This is a genomic window from Micromonospora cynarisoli (genome assembly GCF_030518815.1).
In the GTDB taxonomy this organism is placed as follows: domain Bacteria; phylum Actinomycetota; class Actinomycetes; order Mycobacteriales; family Micromonosporaceae; genus Micromonospora; species Micromonospora wenchangensis.
The window spans coordinates 4,938,278-4,957,567 of sequence record NZ_CP130426.1; the positions used below are offsets into that span (position 1 = coordinate 4,938,278).

The window sequence follows — 19,290 nt, forward strand, 5'->3', positions numbered from 1 at the left end:
CATGAATCCGCTGCCGATCCTGCTCGGCCTGGCCTGCGCAGCCGGCCTCACCCTGATCGCCGACGGGCTACGCCCACGCCCGCCGGGCAGTCGAAGCAGCCGACGGACAGGCCGGCGGAGGAGCGTCGACCGCCACCGGATGCTGGCCACGGTCGCGGCGGGCGTCGCCGCCGGAGCGGTGACCCGCTGGCCCGTGGCAGTCCTGTTGGCCGCCGCCGCTGTCTGGGCGCTGCCCCGCGTCCTCGGTCCCGACCGCGAGCACACCCGGGCCGTGGCCCGTATCGAAGCGATCGCCACCTGGGCCGAGCTGCTGCGTGACACCCTGTCCTCGGCCGCCGGGCTGGAGCAGGCCATCACCGCCACCGCCCCGGTCACCCCACACCCGATCCGCGCCCAGGTGCAGGCATTGGACACCGCGGTGCGCGGCGGCGCCCGCCTGCCTGCCGCGCTGCGGGTGTTCGCCGTCGACCTCGCCGATCCGACCGCCGACCTCGTGGTGCGGGCGTTGACGCAGGCCGCCGGCTACCACGGCGGGCAGCTGTCGCAATGCCTGACCAGCCTCGCCGTCACCGCACGGGAGTTGGCCGTGATCAGGATGCGGGTGGCGACGAAGCGGGCCGCGACGCGCACCGCCGCACGGGTGATCACCGGCACCGCGGTGGCGATGGTCGCGGGGCTGATCCTGCTCAATTCCGGGTTCCTCACCCCCTACCAGAGTGTCACCGGGCAGATGGTGCTCCTCGTCGTGGGCGCGGTGTTCGCCGCGGGATTCTGGTGGCTGGTCCGCGCCTCCCGCCTGCCCGAACCACCCCGAGTCCTCGCCAACCCCGGCGGGCTGGCAGTAGGTGAGGGGCGGGCGGGATGATCGTGCTCGCGTGCGGACTCCTCACCGGGCTTGGCCTGCTCCTGACCGCCTCCGGTCTCGTGCCGGCGCGCCCTGGTCTCGGCCAGGCCCTCGACGCGTTGCGCCGTGCGCCCGCGGCACCCGAGCAGCCGACGGCGACGCGGGTCCGGCTGATGGCCGCGCCGCTGCGCGCACTGGGCCTGCCCCGACGACGGATGCGCGCCGACCTGGCCGTGCTCGAGCGGCCGGTCGCGCTGCACCTGGCCGACCAGACGCTCGCCGTGCTCGCGGGGCTGATCCTGCCGCCGGCCGCGATGGCAGCCCTCGCCGCCGGCGGGGTCACCTTCGCCACCGGCACGCCCGTCTGGACGTCCCTAGCCGGCGCCGCCGGCGGGTGGTGGCTGGCCGAGTCCACCGTGCGCGCCGAGGCCGGCCGGCGCCGCGACGAGCTGCGCTACACCCTGTCCGCCGTCCTCGACCTCGTCGTGATCTCCCTCGCCGGCGGCGCCGGTCTCGAACAAGCCCTCGACGACGCCTGCACCGACAGCCACGGCTGGGCAGCCCAACGGCTGCGCCGCGCGGTGGACACCGCCCGGCTGCTGCGGATGCCGCCCTGGCAGGCCCTCGACCAGCTCGGCGAGGACACCGGCGTGGTCGAGCTGCAGGAGCTGGCCGCCACGATGAGCCTCGCCGGCACCGAGGGAGCCCGCATCCGTGACTCCCTGACCATCCGCGCAGCCACCCTACGCGCCCACCAGGCCGCCGCCCTGGAAGCCCGCGCGAACGCCGCCACCGAACGCATGTCCATGCCGGTCATGCTGCTCGCCGCCGCCTACCTGCTGTTCCTGCTCTACCCCGCCGTCAGCACCGTCGACACGTTCTAAGGAGGCCCGGCCATGTGGCTGAGCAGACTGCTCGCCCTGCTGACCCTGATACACCTGACCGTGACCGACCGGATCCGCCGGCTGCGCGACTCCGGCGACCGGGGCAGCGAGACCACCGAGAAGGTCATGTGGATCGCCCTGCTGGTCACCCTCGTCCTCGCCGTCTACGGCATCTTCCGCTCCAAGATCCTCTCCAAGATCGATGGCATCAGCCTGTGAACCTGGACCCCGCAAAGCGCAGCGGCAGACGTCGGCAGAGCACGGACCGCGGCTCGGTGACCACCGAGGTGGTGCTCTACGCGCCGCTGCTGTTCCTGCTCGTCCTGCTGGGCGTGCAACTGGCGTTGTGGGCCCTCGCGCAGCTCGGCGTGCAACACGCCGCCAACCACGCCCTGCAGACCACCCGCATCAACGGCGGCACCGCCGCCGCCGGACACGCCGATGCCACCGCCGTGCTCGACCAGGTCGCCGACCGCGTCGTCACCGACTCCCGGGTGTCCGTGGACCGCAGCGCCGACACCGCCACGGTCGCAGTCGCCGGCCGCGCCCCCGCCGTCATCCCCGGCCTGCGACTGCCGGTCGACACCCGGGTCAGCGCTCCCGTCGAGAGGTTCCGACCAGACACCGACTAGCCCGCACTCTTCCCACGGACAAGGAGCTGCCCGACCATGCGCCAACCACTGCCCAGCAGAGCCCGCGCGAGAGCGCGGCACCGTGCCGGCCGGAGGGCCGACCATGGCTCGGTGAGCGTGGAGATGACCCTCGGCTACCTCCCGCTGATGGTGCTGGCCGTGCTCGCCATCGTGGCCTGTCTGCGTCTGGTCTCGGCCTCGGTCGACGTCCACTCCGCCTCTGCCGCGGCAGCCCGACAAGCGTCCCTGGCCGACACGTCCACCGAAGCCCGGCACGCTGGCGTCGAGGCGGCCTCGGCCGCGCTCGCCGGCCGCGGGATCACCTGTCAGCCCTCCACCGTCACCATCGACCCTGGCACGTTCACCCCCGGCGGCCAGGTCAGCGCCACCGTGGCCTGCGGCATCCGACTGGAAGACCTCTCCGGGCTCGGGCTGCCCGGCGCGGTGACCGTCTCCGCGACCTCCCACCAGCCCCTCGACCTGTACGGGGCACGGCCGTGACCGCCCGTCGCGCCAGCTGGACACGCGGGGACGCGAGACGTGAGGACTGGGGGCAGATCACCCCGTGGACCGTGGTCGCAACGCTGATCGTGCTCGTTCTCGCCGGTCTGGTGTTCGATCTGGGCACCGCCATGGCCGCCAAGGTGTCCGCCTATGACACCGCGCAGGCCGCCGCCCGCGCCGGAGCCGGACGGATCGACCTGGCCGCGCACCGCGTGACCGGCGCGGCGCGACTCGACCCGGCCGCCGCCAGCGCCGCCGCCCGGGCCTTCCTCGCCCACGCCGGGCAGCTCGGCACCGTGTCCGCCACCACCGACCAGGTCACCGTCACGGTCACCACCACGCACCGCACGCAGCTACTGCACCTGATCGGCGTCACCGCCATTCCCGTGACCGCCACCGCGACGGCCACACCCGCAACCGGCGTCACCGCTCCCGAGTAGGCGCGCCCGCCCCATCGAACGCAGGAGGCGTCATCGTGATCGCGACGCTGACCACCGCCGCCCGCCGGGCCGCCGCCGCCATCGTCTCAGCGGTGTTGCTTGCCGGCCCGCCCTACGCGCTGCTGCGCTTCACCGCATCGCCGCTGCCCGACCGGCCGCCCACCTGGGACACCGTGCTCACCACGCTGACCAGCCCTCTGACCGACGACATGATCATCGCGGGCCTCGCCGCTCTGCTCTGGGCTGCGTGGGTCTCGTTCGTGTGGTCAGTGCTCGCCGAAGCCGCCGCAGCCCTCACCGGTCGGCGCCTGCCCCAACCCCGCGCGCTGACCCCCGCCCGTGGTCTGGCAACACTTCTCGTCACCATGATCACCGGCGGGGTGCTGGCGACCGCCGGGCAAGCCGCCACCGCAACTCCCGCCGTCCAGGCGTACCCGGCTGGCACAGCCACCGCCGTGCCCTCCGTCGTCGCCCACCAGCAGGAGGCCGGCACAGCGGCAGACAGGACGCGAACGGCGCCGGTGGCCGTCGCCGTAGCACATCCACTCGCAAACACCACGGTGACGCTGGTCGCCGACGGCCGCCAGTACAGGCACACCGTCGCCCGCGGCGACACCCTGTCGAAGATCGCCGAGCAGTGGCTCGGCGACGCCGACCGCTGGCCCGAGATCTTCGCCCTCAACCGCGGCACCCACTTCCCGAAGGTCGGCGGCACCCTGCGTGACCCGAACATGATCCACCCCGGCTGGACGCTCGACCTGCCCGCCGACGCCACCCCACCCGCCGGCCAGCGTCCCCACCGAACGACCCCACCACCATCGACGCGCCCACCCGCGCCAGCACCGACACCCGCCGACCTGCCGCCCCCCGCACCGACGACGACCACCGACCCCGCTCCCGCCACCAGTTCACCAGCTTCCCGCCAGAAGCCGGAGGCCAACCCTGCCGCCACCCATGACAGCCGCCCCGCTCGAACGGGCCACGGAGTGTCCCTACCCAGCGGCAGTTGGGTCGATGCCGGACTGGCCGCAGCGATCATCGCCGCAGTCGCCATGATCTGGGCGCACCGGCAACGCCGCTACCGCCCCCGCACACCCCTGCAACCTCATCCCACCGACGACCCGGCCGCGGCGCCGATGCCCGCCGTGGTGCGGCGGATCCGACGCGGCTTGCGCCCCGACGCCGCTGCGATTCACCCCCTCCACTCCGACGCCGACACCCGTGAGGGCCAAGGCGGCGGCAACGAGCCTCCGCCGCGCCGTGAGCACGACGTTTCCGCCCTGCCCCGCACCTCACCGGCCAGCGGCGCCGTCGAGGCAGCAACGCACGACGCCGCGCCGGTGGCGCCAGCTCTGGCCCACCCACTGTCGGCGGTATGGCCGCCGGCGGGTCTGGGCCTGACCGGGCCCGGCGCGGACGCCGCCGCCCGCGGCTTCCTCACCGCCGCCCTCGCCACCAGCGGCGAGGAACACCCCGACGCCCGCCCCCACGTGGTCATCCCGGCCAGCACCGCTGCGACCCTGCTCGGCGCCGCCGCCGTCAACCTCCCCCGCACCCCGCGCCTGACCGTCACCGCCGATTTCGACGACGCCCTGGCAACCCTCGAACAACAAACCCTGCGCCGCAGCCGACTGGTCTACGAACACGAGGTCGACACCGTCGCCGCCCTCCGCGCCGCTGACCCCCACGAACAACCCCTCGCACCGATCATGCTGCTCGCCGATGCCACCGGCCGCCACGAACGCGCCCGCGTCGCCGCGCTCCTCGCCCAAGGGCAACGCCTGGACATCCACGGCGTGCTCCTCGGCGTCTGGCCCGACGGCGACACCGCCTCCGTCGCCGCCGACGGCACCGTCACCCGTGCCGCCAGCGACGCCCGCCACGGACCCCACCCCGCCGACATCGGTCGTCTCGCCGTCCTCGACCCCACCGAAACCGTCGACCTGCTCGCCACCCTCGCCGAGTCCCACACCGGTCAACCCCCCGTGCCCGCGCCGGTCGAGCCAGCACCACCACCCCAACCCGATTCGCCCGGCGACCCACCATCGTTCCCCGAACCCAAACGTATCGATAAGAGTCAGACCAGCGGATCCGAGCCGGGATCAGCCGACGATGATCGCGATTCGCAGGCGCAACCCGCAGCCTCCGCGCGCATCCCGCCGCCGCTCCCACCCGAGACCGACGACACGTCGCTCAGCGTCGCCGGCTCCGCCGGCAGCAGCCCAGCGGCCCTCTCCGACAGCCCGCTTCGGTCGCCCCGCCAGACGACCGAGGGTACGGCCGCTGATGACAGCCGAGCCGCAGGCCCACGACCTGACCGGGTCGAGGTGACGGTGCTCGGCCCGCCGGCCATCGTCAACGCCAGCCACCCACGCACACTGCGCGCCAAGTCGCTGGAGTTGCTCGTCTACCTCGCCGCCAACGACGGCGATGCCTCGATCGAGGCGATCCTCGAGGATCTGCTGCCCGAAGCGCCCAGCAGCAAGGCCCTGCACCGCCTGCACACCTACGTCTCCGACCTACGCGCGGTGCTGCGCCACCACACCGGGCCCGGTAGCTACCTCACCAACCCGCACCGCCGCTACCGCCTCAACCCCGACCGCTTCGACATCGACCTGTGGCGGCTACGCGCCGCCCTGCGCACCACCGGCGGCACCCACCCCGACCGCCTCCAGGCTCTACGCCACGCCGTGGACAACTACCGGCCCCTGGCCGAGGGGTGCGACTACGAATGGCTCGACGCCTACCGGCACGCCGCGCAACGCCAAGCCCTCGACGCCGCCACCGCGCTCATCGAGGCACACGAAGGAAACCCCGCAGAACAGGCCACCATCTGCGCCACGGCCCTGCCTCACCACCCCTACAACGAGCAGCTGTATCAGCAGGCCATGCGCGCCCACGCCGCGCTCGGGGACCCCGACGCCATTCGTGCGCTGCGCAGCACACTCACCCACCGTCTCAGCGAGATCGACGCAGAACCCTCCGACGACACCCTCGACCTCGTCCACTGCCTCATCGACGGCATCCAGCCCGGGCATCGCCGTCGTCCCTCCGACGGCCGACCGGCATGAACCACACCGCCCCACCGGCCAGCGACCCCACCGCAGCACCCGACGCCGACCGCGAGGACAGGCGGCTACGCACACTGCGATGGGCGGTACGCGCCACCCTCACCCTCGGCGTCGCCGCTTCGGTCGCCGCGAACGTCCTCCACGCCCGACCGAACCCGATCAGCCAGATCATCGCCGCCTGGCCACCCCTGGCGCTGCTCCTCACCGTCGAACTGATCTCCCGCGTCCCCCACTACCGCTGGCACCTCGGCGCCATCCGCGTCACCGCCGCCACCCTCATCGCCGGCATCGCCGCCTGGGTGTCCTACTGGCACCTCGCCGGCGTCGCCGCCCGCTACGGCGAAAACGGCTTCGGCGCCGCCTACCTCCTACCCCTCTCCGTCGACGGTCTCGTCATCGTCGCCAGCGTCAGCCTCGTCGAGATCAGCGCCCACATCCGCGCCACGGAGGCGCCCGAGCCCTCAACACCGGCAGCAGCCGCCCAAGCCGCCGTGCCGCCTGCCATCACGGCAGAGGAACCGGTGAGCGACGCCTCCTCACACCCACTCCCGATCACCGCCGGGCCCGGGACCGCGCTATCCCCAGCAAGCGCTGGCCCCGTTGCAGTGGCGCACGCCACCGGCTCGCCCTGGTCGTTGAGCGTCGACCAGGGAACAGACGAAGACGGGATTCGGCCGCCGGTGGCACACCGGCAGGATCCAAGCGGCTCTGCCGCCACCCACTCGACCGACGCGGTGAACGAAACCACACGACCCGCCACGGAAACAGAAAACCATCGGCGCCCGCACACCGAAGCGGACCTCGAAGCACCCGTCGCCGCCACCGACACCGCCGCCGCAGTGGCCTACTGGCGACGTCACGATCCCCAACTGCAACCAGCCGAGATCGCGGTACGGATCGGCAGGTCAGAACGGACCGTGCGACGCCACTGGCAGCCAAGAACACCAACCCACACCACCCGCGTCAATGGCCGCCCCGTCCGCCAGCGCCGACGCTGACCCCGGCTACGGCCTGGCGATCACTGCAATAACAGTCCAAGCGCAGCCGCTCACCCACCAACGGCAAAAGACCCTGTTTACTGCGGAATGCGCCAGGGCGAGTTGGTCCAGAGTCTCTGTACGTGTTCCGAAGCGACCCCCGGCAGTGTGCCGGGGCCGCTCGTGCCAGTTCGACAGAGCGCGCGGCCGGTCGCTCCGCGTGTGCGCCACACCAGCCGCGCTCGGCGCCCGTCGACGGGCACGACACGGGGTTGTCGTGTGCGGGCACGATTCCTCAGTGTGACGACGAGACGATTGAGTGTCGCCTTGATATCGGTCGGCGGGTTGGTTCTGCTGTCGGTCGCGGTGGTGTTGGTTCCCCGGCCGTGGTGGGCTGTCATGGCGTCCGGTGGGCCGGTGCTGGTGCCGGTCGCGGTGGGCCTGGTGGCGCTGGTCGCGGGGGTGCTGCTGTGGCAGCGGGACGGGGCGAAGCATGAGGTGTCTGCCGCGCCGACGCCGCCGGATCGGCAGGTGCGGCCTCTGCGGTCGTGGGTGATCCCGGTTGGGGTGGTCCTGGTCGGAGTGGTCACCTGGGCCGCGGTCACCTGGTTGCAGGGTTCGGTGCCGACCGTGGGCGATCAGGTGGAGCGGGCGAAGGTACGGATCGAGTCCATCCGCGCCGCCTTGACCATCGGCGCGGCGGTGACCGCCGCGTTCGCGCTGCTGCTGGCCTTCCGCCGGCAGCAGCTGGCCGAGCGCACCCAGCAGGCCACCGAGTACGACGCCGGCGAGAAACGCGTCACCGAGCTGTACGTCAAGGCCGCCGACCAACTCGGCTCCGACAAGGCCCCGGTCCGCCTCGCCGGCCTGTACGCCCTGGAACGCCTCGCCCAGGACAACCCGATCCACCGGCAGAGCATCGTGGAGGTGATCTGCGCCTACCTACGCATGCCCTACACCCCACCCGACGACCTACCCATCCCCACGCCCACCACCCCACCACCCGCAGGCGACCCCGATCCAACCGCACCGACGGCCATCACCGGTGACAGCGACAAGCCGGCCGTGGAACTTCGAGAAGAACGGCAGGTCCGCCTCGCCGCCCAACGCATCCTCGCCCGCCATCTACGGCCTACAACCCCAGAAGGAGACCCCCACCCCTTGTACTGGGGGCCGAAGGTGACGCTCGACCTCACCGAAGCTGTCCTCATCGACCTTGACCTCAACCGCTGCTACCTCCACAACACCACCTTCACCAAAACGCACTTCACCGGCGACACCCGATTTGCCCTGGCGACGTTCGACGGCGACGCCGAGTTCGCCGGGGCGAGATTCAGTGGCGACGCCTGGTTCTTGGGGGCGAGATTCAGCGGCGACGCCACGTTCAGCGGGGTAACGTTCAGCGGCCATGCCATGTTCGACATGGTGACGTTCGACGGCGCCGCCGGGTTCCACACGGCGACGTTCAACGGCTACGCCCAGTTCATCGACGCGGCGTTCAACGGCCGCGCCGAGTTCGACACGGCGACGTTCAACGGCTACGCCGGGTTCGACAGGGCCACGTTCGACGGCCTCGCCGTGTTCGACAGGGCGACGTTCGACGGCTACGCCGGGTTCGTCAGAATGACCTTCAGCGGCCCAGCCTGGTTCCACACGGCGACGTTCAGCGGCGACGCCGGGTTCGGCGAGGCGACGTTCAGCGGCTTCGCCGGGTTCGGCGAGGCGACGTTCAGGGGCGACGCCTGGTTCGCCGAGGCGACGTTCAGCGGCGACGCCAGTTTCGTCGGGGCGGCGTTCAGCGGCGACGCCAAGTTCGACAGGGCGACGTTCAGCGGTACCGCGAGCTTCGATGGAACGACCCTCGGTGGGGTGAGATACGACGGACCGGGGCCGACTGCCAAATAGCGTTGCCGAATCGGCCTCGATGGAGATTCGAAGCACGGGCGCGGTGAGCCAGCCCGGCCTGCGACCAGCCGGGACGGGAATCCGCTCGAACGGCCAACAGGCCGCGCCCACCAGAAAGACACACCCCTTGCACTACCGTCAACCGGGCCACGGGTGATCCTCATCGTCGGCGACGTCGCAGACCCAGTGGACTCTGTTCTCGATGGTTGTGGGCGGTGAGCCCGACGGTGTACGTGTCGAGGTTGTCCTCGGTGGGCAGAACGTGCGTGACGGCCAGCCATGGGTCCCTGGCGTCGGAGGAAGTCGTCGATGCTCGGCATGTGTCTTCTCCGGATCATTCGTGGGTACGGGTGGAGTCGGGCTCGGGTGGTTCGATTTCGACGAAGCCCCAGAGTTGTTGCATGACCTGCAGTTGCCAGGTGCGGTAGCGGTCGGCGAAGCCGCGGCAGACCGCGGGTGGGATCGGGCTGCCGGCGTTCGGCAGGGTGGAGTGGCAGACGATGTAGCCGGCGTGACCGCAGGCCTCGGTCACCATCTCCTTCAGCCGGCCCGGCTCGAGGTGCATCGGATTGCCGGGTTTGAAGATGCAGGTGGCACATTCGCGGGCGAGCAGGCGGGTCCTGTGTAGGTGCGGGTCACCAACGGTGAGGGCCGCCGACTGGTCGGCCTCTGGTTCGTCTGGGGGGCAGGTCGGACTGTCCATCGTTGACTCCCTGTCGATATGCGGCGTGTGCCCGCGTCCGTGGATGTGGCCCACGGGGTGGGTGGACGGGCGTTTCCGGTGCTGAGGCGGCTTGTTTCGGAGCTGGCTTAGCCAAGTCAGGACCGTGTCGATGTCGGCGCGGCGCAGCCCGTGGCGCGGGTCGACCGGGCGGAGCAGGGTGGGCGTGCCGTCGGCGGTGCGCTGCTCGGCGGTGGTGGGGTCTTGCCGCCGAACTTGTCGTCGAGGACGGCCAGGGGCCGCCGTGCGGCCCAGGCGTTGACGGGACGAGGTTTGCGCTGGTGGCCGAAGCCGAACCCGCCCCGCGAGGACGGGGACATGGGGCCAGGTGGGCGGGAGGCCCGGCTGGGGCGCGATCCACTCGGCTGGAAGTGGTTCCAGCTGGTGCACACCACACCGGCTGGGCGTGGTCGGCCAACTCCCGCAGCCACGGCGCAGTCGGCGCGGTGCAGGGTGGTGACGAGCTGTTGTCCGGCGGTGATGTCGTCGAGGTGACCGTCGGAGACGACGGCGAGCATCCACAGGGTGCGGCCGTGGCGCAGGTCGAGGAGTTGGTGGCGAACTTGACCGCTTCCAGAAAGAAGTGCGTTCAATGCCTCATGACCGGCGCGTGGACAGCGAGCAGGAGCCGGTCGGCCGACGGTCGCCCGGCGGCGGCAGGCCGCCAGGCGTCGGCGGCGTCGATGGTGGGAAAGGGCCCGACGACGGCGATGGTGGCGCGGTCACGGTCCAAGAAAGCTAGCGCGACGCTGCCGCTGTCGAGCATGGTGGTGCGGGCGGCGTGGGTGATGCTTGGTACGGAAATCCACTCGTCGTCGCCGATGTGCGGGTCGTCGGGGTTGTGGAGAGAGATTGGTGTGGTGGCGGCGATGTCGACGTCGTGCATGGCCAGGTGGGGTGCGTAGTCGGCGGCGGCGGCCCGGCCGGGGATCGGCCCATGCAGGGCCAGGGCGTCGGTGGTGGTGACGGCGAGCAGGGCGTGGTGTCGATGGTCCTCGGCGGTGTCGAGCAGTGCGAGGCTGAACGCGTCGCGGCTGCCGATGTCGACCAAGGTGATCATGGTGGGTAGTCCGGTGTCGGCGTCGTGCCAGTTGATGGTCTCGAAGTGTTCGCTGGCGAGGATGGGAAAGCGCTGGTAGGCGCGATTGTTGATGTCGAAGGGGTATCCATTGTCGTGCACTGGTTCTCCCTCGAGTCTGGGTGTGCCTACGCGGGCGCCGCGCGAGTCTTGAGGCGGTATGTGCGTGACGAGCGCGGCGGCGCAGGGCTGTGCTGGGTGGTGTCGGTTCGGCCGCGTTGAGGTTGAGCCGGTGATCGGCCAGCGGCCCCGTCCGGGGTGGTGCTTTTGGTGTGCTGCTGGCGGTGTCGGGTGCGGGGTGTCGTCAGCGCCAGGTGGTGGTGATGGCGTCGAGTGCCTGGAGGTTGTCGGCCGGCATTGTTCGGTTGCGCAGTTTGGCGCGTTGCACTTTCAGCCAGGCGCCGAGGCGGTAGCCGTCGGGGCTGCGGGTTGAGGTCGTGACGCGCAAGCTGCCGTGGGCGTGGTGGTAAGCGCGGGCGTGTGCCAGCCCGTCGGCGAAGGCCTGTTCGCGTCTGTCCCACATCATGTCGAGGGTGTCGAGGTGGGCGATCCGCTCTGCGCTGAGGGTGCCGCGTTTGCGGAGCATGCGTTGCGCGATGACGAATTGGCCGAGGCGGTATCCGTCGGGGCAGGTGTGATCGGCGGGAACGCGCAGGTGGCCGTGTTGGGCATGGTATGCGGCGGCGTGGCTGATGCCGCGGTCCCACATCGCCTGGTAGGGGTCCCACTCGATGCCGAGGCGTTGTAGGGCTTCCTCGCGTGCGGCGTCGAGGGTGCCGGCGTGGTGGGCGCGGCGTTGCATGCGGATCCACGCGCCGAGGGGGTAGCCGTCGTCGGTGTGAAACTCGACGGGGACGCGGAGGTGTCCGTGGCGGGCGCGGTAGGTGCCGGCGTGGATAGCGCCCTTCTCCCAGCGGGTTGCCCTGGGATCCCAGAGCATGCCGAGGGTGTCGAGGGCCTGCATCCGCTGCGGATCGAGGTGTCCGGCGCGGCAGGTCTTGCGTTGGAGATGGATCCACTGGCCGAGGGGGTAGCCGTCGTCGGTGATGTGGTCGATCGGGACGTGGAGGTGCTTGTGGGCGCCGTGATAGCGCACGGCGGCGCCGTAGCCCTCCCACCAGGGTGAGGTAGTGGCGGTGACGAGCCGGACGGTGAGGTGCCGCAGGTACTGCTCAACGTCGTAGTCGTCGGGTAGGCGCACCACGATCTGCTGGGGCAGGACCCGCGCTGCCGACGGGTACTGGCGTTGTTCGTCGAGGGTTGCGGCGAGGGTTTCGTCGTGGGCGCGTAAGGCGCGGACAACCTGCCAGATGGTGTGGTAGCCGTCGGTGACGGCTTGGGCGTTGGCGCTGGTGTCGGCGCTGACGAGGACGGGCACCAGGATCGTGGCGATTCCGGAGCCGGTCGGGTTGCGGCGCAGTGCCCGACCAACGGCTTGGATGATCTCGGTTGTGGACCCCTTGGGGTGGGTGAACACGACCGAGTCGACCGCGGGTACGTCGATGCCCTCACCGAGGCAGCGGACGTTCGAGATCACGGTCCATCCGTCGTGCGGTGGGTGGGCGAGGTCGGTGAGGATCGCGGCGCGCTGAGTGGCGGTGTGCTGGCCGTCGACGTGGTGGCATGTCACCGGTGTGTCGGGCCGTGCATGCTCGGGCAGCGCGGCGAGTGTCCCGCCGAAGGCGGAGGTCAGCGCGCGGGAGTCGACGATGCGGGGGGCGTAGACGATGGTGCGGCGCAGGTCGAATGCTACGGCGGCGCGGGCGCAGGCGGCGATGAGCATCGCGGTGCGTAGCGGCCCGTCCTCAGCGCCGCCGCTGCGGGTCCCGGTCAGGTGGCGCACGAGGGGGAGGATCTCGGCGCGGGTCACCCCGATAACGGCGATCCGGTAGTCGTCGAGCCATCCGTCGGCGATGGCCTGGGCGAAGGTGTAGCGGTGTAGGACTGGGCCGAACACGGCCGGGTCGGTCATCGACAGCGTGTGCTGGTCGTCGATGTCGTTGCCGCGTGGGGTGGCGGTGAGGTAGAGCCGCCGGCGGGCGGGGAAGCTCGTGTCGTCGTGTAGGCAGGCGATGTGCTTGTCGTCTCGGCCGGCGCTGTGGTGGGCTTCGTCGACGACCAGAACCTCGGCGAGGACCCTGGCGGTGGTGAGGGCGTCGCCGAGCAGGCTGGCGGAGCGGTGCGTCGTGACCACCAGCCGCATTCCCCCGTTGCCGCTGGTTCGTAGCCAGCTGGCGATCGCGCTGGGGTCGGTGGTGACGGTGGCTGGCAGGTCTGCGGTGTGCACGGCGGCGTCGGCGGCACTGTCGTCGCTGCAGACCGTCAGGACGGTCGAGGCCACCGGTGCGAGCACGGCCAGGGTTTGACTGACCAGCGTGACCGATGGGCACGCTACGACCACGAGACCGCCGGGCGAGCACAGCGCGGTGGCGATGTGCGCGGCGGCGATGGTCTTGCCGGTGCCGCAGGCGGCGTGGATCTGACCGCGGCCACCGGCGTGTAGGGCGGCGACGGCGGAGGAAATCGCCGCGCGTTGCCACCCCGCTGGGTCGGGCAGCCCGGCAGCGGCTCGCGTGAGGGGCGGTCTCTGCCAGTCGGTGGGGTCAGCGGTGCCTGGATCGTGTGACGCGGTCATGGGGACGCGCACCTCGCCGGCTTCGTGGGCGGAGCCGGTGAGGGCTGGCTCGTGAAGGGCCATGGCACCTCCTTATCGGGCAAGGACGGAGACGGTTTCGCCGAGGAGCATCGGTGCTCCGTCAGGGCCTTTGATGTGGGCGTGGATCCAGATGCGGTAGGGCTGTCCGTTGGCGTTGGTGAGGCGCCGCCAGTGGCCGCGCACGACGAACCGCACCCGGTAGCGCCACTTCGCCTCGCTGATCGGCTCGGAGACGGGTTTGGTGCGGCGGAGCATGACGACACGGGTGTCGTGGCGGAGGCCGGACCGCTGCGCGCGGCGACGGGCGGGCCGGTCGAGTGGTGGTCGCGCGACAATGGCCAGGGGCTGCTCTTGGATGCGCCAGAAGGCGTACAGCACCGCCGTGGCGGCCTTCATCCGCATCGACGGCTGATCAAGGCAGTAGCGGCCGTCCGGGGCCGTCTCCCAGTCTCGATCTTCCACCTGTGGCATTTCGTGGATTTCCGAGACAGGGATTCCGATGGGTATCTCGGAGAACGTATGCAGCATGTACGGCCCGATTTCGGCGGCGAGGTCGGGCCGCTGGGCGAGGAGTCGGCGGCGCTGGACGGCGGAGGGGTCGAGAGGGTCGTTCAGGTCGGCCCATCCAGTGATCCACCATCCGGTGCGACCGCTTTCGGTGTTGTGGAACTTCGCCCAGGCGATCGCGCCGAGGGATGTGACACGTCCGTCTGTGCGCCGTTCGTAGATGGGCTCGGGCAGGAACAGCACGCCGGCGTCGCTGGGTGCGACGTCGTTGCCGATGATGTCGCCGGACAGGTCGAGGGCTTGTGCGGCGGCGGCGATGATCGCGGTCATCGCGGGGGCGAGGACGTAGGATTCGCCGTCCTGCCACGGCTGATGGACGACGCGGGTGAAGACGTTGGTGACAGCCGCACTCAACTCGGGGCCGCCGCTGTCGCGGTCGTCCAGGAATGACTCCACGAAGGTTCTCGCGAGGGGGGTGCGGGTGTATTCGATCATGCGGGTGCGCAGGTCGACTGCCGCGCGGGCGTAGCCGGCGACGGTGGACTCGTAGTGGAAGCTCACGGCCGCTCCTCTCGTCGGTGTCGCTTCGGGTGGGGACGGGTCAGGCGGCGTTGGGCAGGGCGCGGGAGGGCCGGAACCAGCCGGTGAGGGCGGAGGTGACGCGGGCGCGGGGGCGGGTGGCGGTGGCGGCCTGTTGGGCGCGGTGGGCGTCACGTGCGGGAAGGCAGGGGTATGCCTGGTTGGTGCAGCGCAGGTTGGTGCATCGGTCGGGGTTGTGGGGGTGGGGTTGGTGGGCGGCGGCGACGTCGGTGGCGAGGAGCCAGAGCAGGACGTCGGTGACCGTGTGGGGGATCGCGTGGCGGTGACGGGCCATCAGGGGCCTCTCTTTCGGTGTTGAGGAGTGGTGGGGTGGCCGCCACCGTCCGTGGCCGGCGCCCGGGTGGACGCGGTCGGGTTTGCCGCGGTTGGTGGCGGGCCAGGTGCAGTGACGCTCGACTTTCGGCTTTGATCAAGTCGTCGCCTCCGTGGCGGGTGCCGCCTGCCCGCGTCGGCGCATTGGTGCGGGCAGGCGGCACGGTGACGCCGTGTCTGGTGTGTCGCCGACCGAGGTGCCACCGCCCGCCATGCGGGCGGTGGCGACCCTTTTCGAGGGTGTGACCGGAGGGCGCGTGTCCGGTTCGGGGTCGGGTTAGGTGAGGTTGAGGCGGCGGCGTTCCGCGGCCAAGAGGGTCCGGGCGGGCTGGTGCCAGGTGTCGTTGTCGAGCGGGGCGGCGGTGATGCCGTCAGCGAGGGCCTTGAGCGCGGGTACCTGCTCGGCATAGGGGCCGCCGAGTGCGGTCAGGTCAGCGCAGGCGCGTTCGATGGCGGCGCGGGTCTTGGCGGTCCACGGTCCGGGACGGCCCCAGGTTCCGCGTCGGCGCCCGCGGATGGGACCTTCGCAGAGGTGGTAGCCCAGCCAGACCACGGGGGCACGCAGGCCGGCGGCCTCGGCGAGCAGGGCGACATTGTCGTAGTCGCCGGCCTGGTCGCCTCGCACGGGCCGGTAGCCGACGGGGCGGGGGTTGGTGAGCAAACGCCAGTAGCCGGGGTAGACCGCGGTGGAGGCGACGAGGTCTTTCGCGTCGCGGAAGCCGCCGGCGGTGAGGGCGTGTGGGAGTTGGTCGAGGAGCAGGTGGGCCAGTTCGCGGCGGACGGCGGGCACGCTCGGGTCGTCTGCCCGCCAGTGGGGGCCCCGCCTGCCTGATGCGTTGGCCTTCGAGGTGTGGCGTTGGCCGTCCATGGCGACGGGTTCGGTGTCGAGGTGTGGTAGGCCGTTGCCGTCGGCGAGCTGGCCGAGCAGGCGGGCGGCGAAGTCGCTGAGGATGTGTTCGAAGCCGCGGCTGCGGTCGTGGTAGTCGGCGACGGGTGTCCAGTGGCCGCCGCCGCGGTGCCCGATGCGGTGCGCGGCCTCGTGGAGCAGCACTAAACGGGTGCGGTGCGCGTCGGTGAGCGCGTCGCGGTGGATGGCCACGTCTCCGGTCAGCGGCTGGTAGAAGCCTTCGGCGCACGGTGACTCGTCGCTGTGGTCGTACACCTTCACGCGGTCCAGGGCGAACGGGCCGATCGCGCGGCGCACCAGCTCGCAGCCCTGGCGCAGCACCTCGCGTTCGGCTTCGGTCAACGCCTTCGACGTGACCCAACTGGTGCGGTTGCGGTTACGGGCGTAGTGGCGCTGCTGGCGGGCCCTGGCCATCTCCACACCGAGTAAACCCATCACGGCAGCCTGCTGGTGACCTGCCAGGCCGGTGGTGGCCAGCTCAATGTGGCCGTTGTCCTTCAGATCCAGGGCCGCCTCTTCACCGCCGGGTGCCGTGTAGTACGCCTGCTCGGGTAGGTGGGCGCGGCCCCAGGAACGCCACGCGGCGCGGGGGCGGGGCAGCCGTACCTCGGTGAAGAACTGTTCCTGTTCTCTCAGCTTTCCGCCGCCGAGCACGTGCCGGGCGAACAAGGTGATGATCTGCGGGTCGTCGCTGCCGGCGAGGATGTAGCGGACCGCGGTGCGTAGGGCGCTGGCCTCCACGACGGTGCGGTCCCGGTTCTGTAGCGCCTTGTGGCCCAGGGACAGGTCGTAGGAGGCGAGGAAGCCCGGCATGCGGGTGACCAGCACCCCGCCGATCCACACCCGTCCCGGCTCGCCGTCGCGTACGCACACTCCGGGTGCTGCGGGCGGCTGGTAGCCGGGCTCGGCCAGGGCACGGAAGCGTCCGATGGCCTCCTGCGCCATGTCGTGGGGGCATTCGATGGTGAACACGGTGCCGCCGGTGCGGGTGTTGGGGTGGAGTTGGTAGACGAGGACCTCGCTTCCCTGCGGGGAGCGGGAGGGGATCAGGCCGCCGAGCAGCGTGCGGCGCTCGACGGTGGGGGTGAAGCCGTAGCCGACGGTCTCGCACCGCACCCTGCCGATCTGGGGGCTGCGGGCCAGTACGAGGCAGGCGAGTTTCTTGCCCTCGCCGAACTGGCCGATCTGCTTCTCGGTCTTGGTGGAGACGCCGAGGATGAGGCCCTCCTCGGGGATGCCGGGACCGTCGTCGGCGATGGTCAGGACGCCGTCGGCCCAGCTGACCGTCGCGTGGGGGTCTTCGTCGAGGGCGTTGGCGATCAGCTCGGAGATCGCCCGCACGGGCGTCCACGACTTCACGTACTCCGGCGAGATGGGGTAGGCCAAGCTGTCGGTATCCGCTGCGGTTCCGCTCGTGGACGGGTCTGCGGCGGCACCGGCGGCGTTGTTGAGGTCGGACACGTTGTTCCTCCGGAAATGGCGAGATCCGCGACCGGGATCGGCCGCGGATCAGCGATGTCGAGATAGGGGGACCGACCGATGGGCCGGTCGAGTCGGTGCATAGCCGTGTGCCCCTGCCGGCCGTCGTCGGCAGGGGCACACGGAGGGGAGAGATCAGGTGCGGCGGGTGTGGGTTACCCGCACCTCGAAGGTGTCCTTGCTGACGGTCAGTTCCAGCCAGCCGAGACCGGCGGCGTGGGCGGCGCGGAGGACGTTGATGAGCGGGTGGGGTTGCTCGGTGAGGTGCAGGTGTTCGACGAAGTCGTCGCCGCCCAGGTCGGGGTCGCTGCGGTGGCCGTCGACGCGGGGGTTCCAGCCTTCGGCGTGGACGGTCAGGTTCGCGCCGGACTGGGTCCGCAGGCGGGGTAGGCCGTTGGACATCAGGTAGACGCCGTCGTCGTGGACCCACTCCAATGCCCCTGGGCAGTGGGTGTGGTTCTGGTGTTCGGTGAAGCTCGCGACGTGTTCGTCGGCGGCGACGGCGTGTTCGGCCAGCCGCAGTGTCGTGGCGAGGTGGAAGTGCAGGCGCAGTGCCATCGGAGGGTTCTCCTGTCGGTGTCGGTTCGGGTGGTCAGGGCCGGGGGTTGCCGAGGTGGGCGCCGAGGCGCGGTCCTTGCCGCACGGCGGCGACGGCGTCGGGTAGCTGGCGGCGTTGCCAGCCGTGCAGGGCGGTGGGGAGGTCGGCGCCCCACCGGTGGTGTTGGGTGAGGGCGGTGGTGAGGGCGGCGGCCTGTTCGATGCCGTTGTTGGCGCCTCTGGCGGTGTGGGGCCGGACGGGGGCCAGGGCGTCGCCGAGCAGCACCGCCCATCCGCCGCCGACGGGCCAGGCCATGCGTGTGGGTGGGTCGATGTCCATCACCGGCGCCGCCATCCGGGTGGTGGTGGCGTGCACGGTCGCGGCGTGCGGGGTGGGTAGGAGAAGGGCGGCCTGGGTGTCGACGTGCGCGCGTGCGGCCGGGCTGACGTGGTGTGGCAGGGCGAACGTGCGTCGCTGCGGTGGGGCGCCGAAGCGGTGGGTGTAGTCGGTGGGGCTGCAGGTGAGGTACAGGGTCCAGTCCAGTCCGTCGGGGACCGGCGCGGCGTTGTACTGGCATCCGGGGCCGGGTTCCAGGCGCAGGAAGTCCCGCAGCGGGTTGTGGCCGGTGGGGGTGTGTCCGCGGTGGGCGACGTAGCCGGCGTAGCGCAGCCGCCGCCCGGGGTCGAGCAGGCGGCGGCCGGTGGAGGCTCGGCCGTCGGCGAACACCACCAGGTCCGCTGGCGTGCGGGAGTCGTCGGCGAACACCAGCTGCGGGCGCCCGCCACGCTCGGCGAGGCCGGTGACGCGCCGCCCGGCCTGAAGGACGCCGTCGGGCAGCCGGCGGGTGAGCGTGTGGTGCAGCAGGGACCAGGTGGTGTTGCGTCCCGGATACCGCCGCCGGGCGGTGTGGATAGGTTGCCGGTCGCGGACGGTGACCTCCAGGATGGTCTCGGAGGGGTACGCCACGAACTCGTCCTGGCCGATGTCGAGGCGGTCGAGGATGTCGAGGGCGGGGTGTTCCAGGCCGATCAAGCCACCGCCACGCGGCGCCGCCGCGGGTGCGGCTTCGTAGACGGTGACCTGGTCGAAGCCGGCGCGCAGCAGGAGCAGCGCGGTGACGGCGCCGGTGAGGGAGCCACCGACCACCGCGATGCGTGGTCGTGGCAGCGTCGCGGCCGAGGAGGCGGGAACGGCTCGCAGCGTGCTGGCCGGGGGGTGGTGCGGCTGTGTCATCA

17 protein-coding genes are annotated in these 19,290 nt (G+C 71.3%); 9 read left to right on the plus strand and 8 right to left on the minus strand.

Annotated features, from left to right (window positions below):
- Position 1 precedes the first annotated feature (1 nt).
- The 9 genes from Q2K16_RS21430 (at position 2) to Q2K16_RS21470 (ending at position 9,257) form a co-directional block, all read left to right on the plus strand.
- Positions 2–865 carry a type II secretion system F family protein gene (locus Q2K16_RS21430; RefSeq protein ID WP_302739629.1) on the plus strand — a complete coding sequence of 288 codons (864 nt, stop codon included), beginning with the start codon at positions 2–4 and terminating at the stop codon, positions 863–865.
- A complete protein-coding gene (locus tag Q2K16_RS21435; RefSeq protein WP_302739630.1) occupies positions 862–1,728 on the plus strand; it encodes a type II secretion system F family protein in 867 nt (288 codons plus the stop codon). Before Q2K16_RS21430 ends, Q2K16_RS21435 begins: the two co-directional genes overlap by 4 nt.
- Before the next feature lie 12 nt (positions 1,729–1,740).
- Positions 1,741–1,947: a hypothetical protein gene (locus Q2K16_RS21440; RefSeq protein ID WP_302739633.1), complete on the plus strand. Its 207-nt coding sequence runs from the start codon at positions 1,741–1,743 to the stop codon at positions 1,945–1,947.
- 56 nt (positions 1,948–2,003) lie between these two features.
- Complete coding sequence (locus Q2K16_RS21445; RefSeq protein WP_302739635.1) at positions 2,004–2,360, plus strand: TadE/TadG family type IV pilus assembly protein; 357 nt, start codon at positions 2,004–2,006, stop codon at positions 2,358–2,360.
- Positions 2,361–2,396: 36 nt separating this feature from the next.
- Positions 2,397–2,861 carry a TadE/TadG family type IV pilus assembly protein gene (locus Q2K16_RS21450; protein ID WP_489671796.1) on the plus strand — a complete coding sequence of 155 codons (465 nt, stop codon included), beginning with the start codon at positions 2,397–2,399 and terminating at the stop codon, positions 2,859–2,861.
- Positions 2,858–3,304: a pilus assembly protein TadG-related protein gene (locus tag Q2K16_RS21455; protein WP_302739638.1), complete on the plus strand. Its 447-nt coding sequence runs from the start codon at positions 2,858–2,860 to the stop codon at positions 3,302–3,304. Before Q2K16_RS21450 ends, Q2K16_RS21455 begins: the two co-directional genes overlap by 4 nt.
- 35 nt (positions 3,305–3,339) lie before the next feature.
- On the plus strand, positions 3,340–6,375 hold the full coding sequence (locus Q2K16_RS21460; protein WP_302739640.1) for a BTAD domain-containing putative transcriptional regulator: 3,036 nt from the start codon (positions 3,340–3,342) through the stop codon (positions 6,373–6,375).
- Positions 6,372–7,373 carry a DUF2637 domain-containing protein gene (locus Q2K16_RS21465; protein ID WP_302739642.1) on the plus strand — a complete coding sequence of 334 codons (1,002 nt, stop codon included), beginning with the start codon at positions 6,372–6,374 and terminating at the stop codon, positions 7,371–7,373. Before Q2K16_RS21460 ends, Q2K16_RS21465 begins: the two co-directional genes overlap by 4 nt.
- Before the next feature lie 378 nt (positions 7,374–7,751).
- Positions 7,752–9,257 (plus strand): pentapeptide repeat-containing protein, encoded by a 1,506-nt coding sequence (locus tag Q2K16_RS21470; protein WP_302739644.1) that lies wholly within the window; start codon positions 7,752–7,754, stop codon positions 9,255–9,257.
- Between the two features lie 334 nt (positions 9,258–9,591).
- Here the strand turns inward: Q2K16_RS21470 and Q2K16_RS21475 are convergent, their stop codons facing one another.
- The 8 genes from Q2K16_RS21475 to Q2K16_RS21510 form a co-directional block, all read right to left on the minus strand.
- Complete coding sequence (locus tag Q2K16_RS21475) at positions 9,592–9,960, minus strand: hypothetical protein (protein WP_302739646.1); 369 nt, start codon at positions 9,958–9,960, stop codon at positions 9,592–9,594.
- Positions 9,961–10,567: 607 nt separating this feature from the next.
- The gene (locus Q2K16_RS21480) at positions 10,568–11,158 is read right to left on the minus strand and encodes a hypothetical protein (RefSeq protein ID WP_302739647.1); all 591 of its coding nucleotides are present in this window, start codon (positions 11,156–11,158) and stop codon (positions 10,568–10,570) included.
- A gap of 202 nt (positions 11,159–11,360) precedes the next feature.
- Positions 11,361–13,754 carry a DEAD/DEAH box helicase gene (locus Q2K16_RS21485; protein ID WP_302739649.1) on the minus strand — a complete coding sequence of 798 codons (2,394 nt, stop codon included), beginning with the start codon at positions 13,752–13,754 and terminating at the stop codon, positions 11,361–11,363.
- Positions 13,755–13,763: 9 nt separating this feature from the next.
- A complete protein-coding gene (locus Q2K16_RS21490) occupies positions 13,764–14,780 on the minus strand; it encodes a hypothetical protein (protein WP_302739651.1) in 1,017 nt (338 codons plus the stop codon).
- 40 nt (positions 14,781–14,820) lie between these two features.
- A complete protein-coding gene (locus Q2K16_RS21495) occupies positions 14,821–15,093 on the minus strand; it encodes a hypothetical protein (protein ID WP_302739653.1) in 273 nt (90 codons plus the stop codon).
- Between the two features lie 315 nt (positions 15,094–15,408).
- Entirely contained in the window at positions 15,409–17,424 is a 2,016-nt protein-coding gene (locus Q2K16_RS21500) for an ATP-binding protein (protein WP_302739655.1), read from the minus strand.
- A gap of 228 nt (positions 17,425–17,652) precedes the next feature.
- A complete protein-coding gene (locus Q2K16_RS21505; protein WP_302739656.1) occupies positions 17,653–18,075 on the minus strand; it encodes a DUF3085 domain-containing protein in 423 nt (140 codons plus the stop codon).
- Positions 18,076–18,109: 34 nt separating this feature from the next.
- A complete protein-coding gene (locus Q2K16_RS21510; protein ID WP_302739658.1) occupies positions 18,110–19,288 on the minus strand; it encodes a Rossmann-fold NAD(P)-binding domain-containing protein in 1,179 nt (392 codons plus the stop codon).
- Positions 19,289–19,290 lie beyond the last annotated feature (2 nt).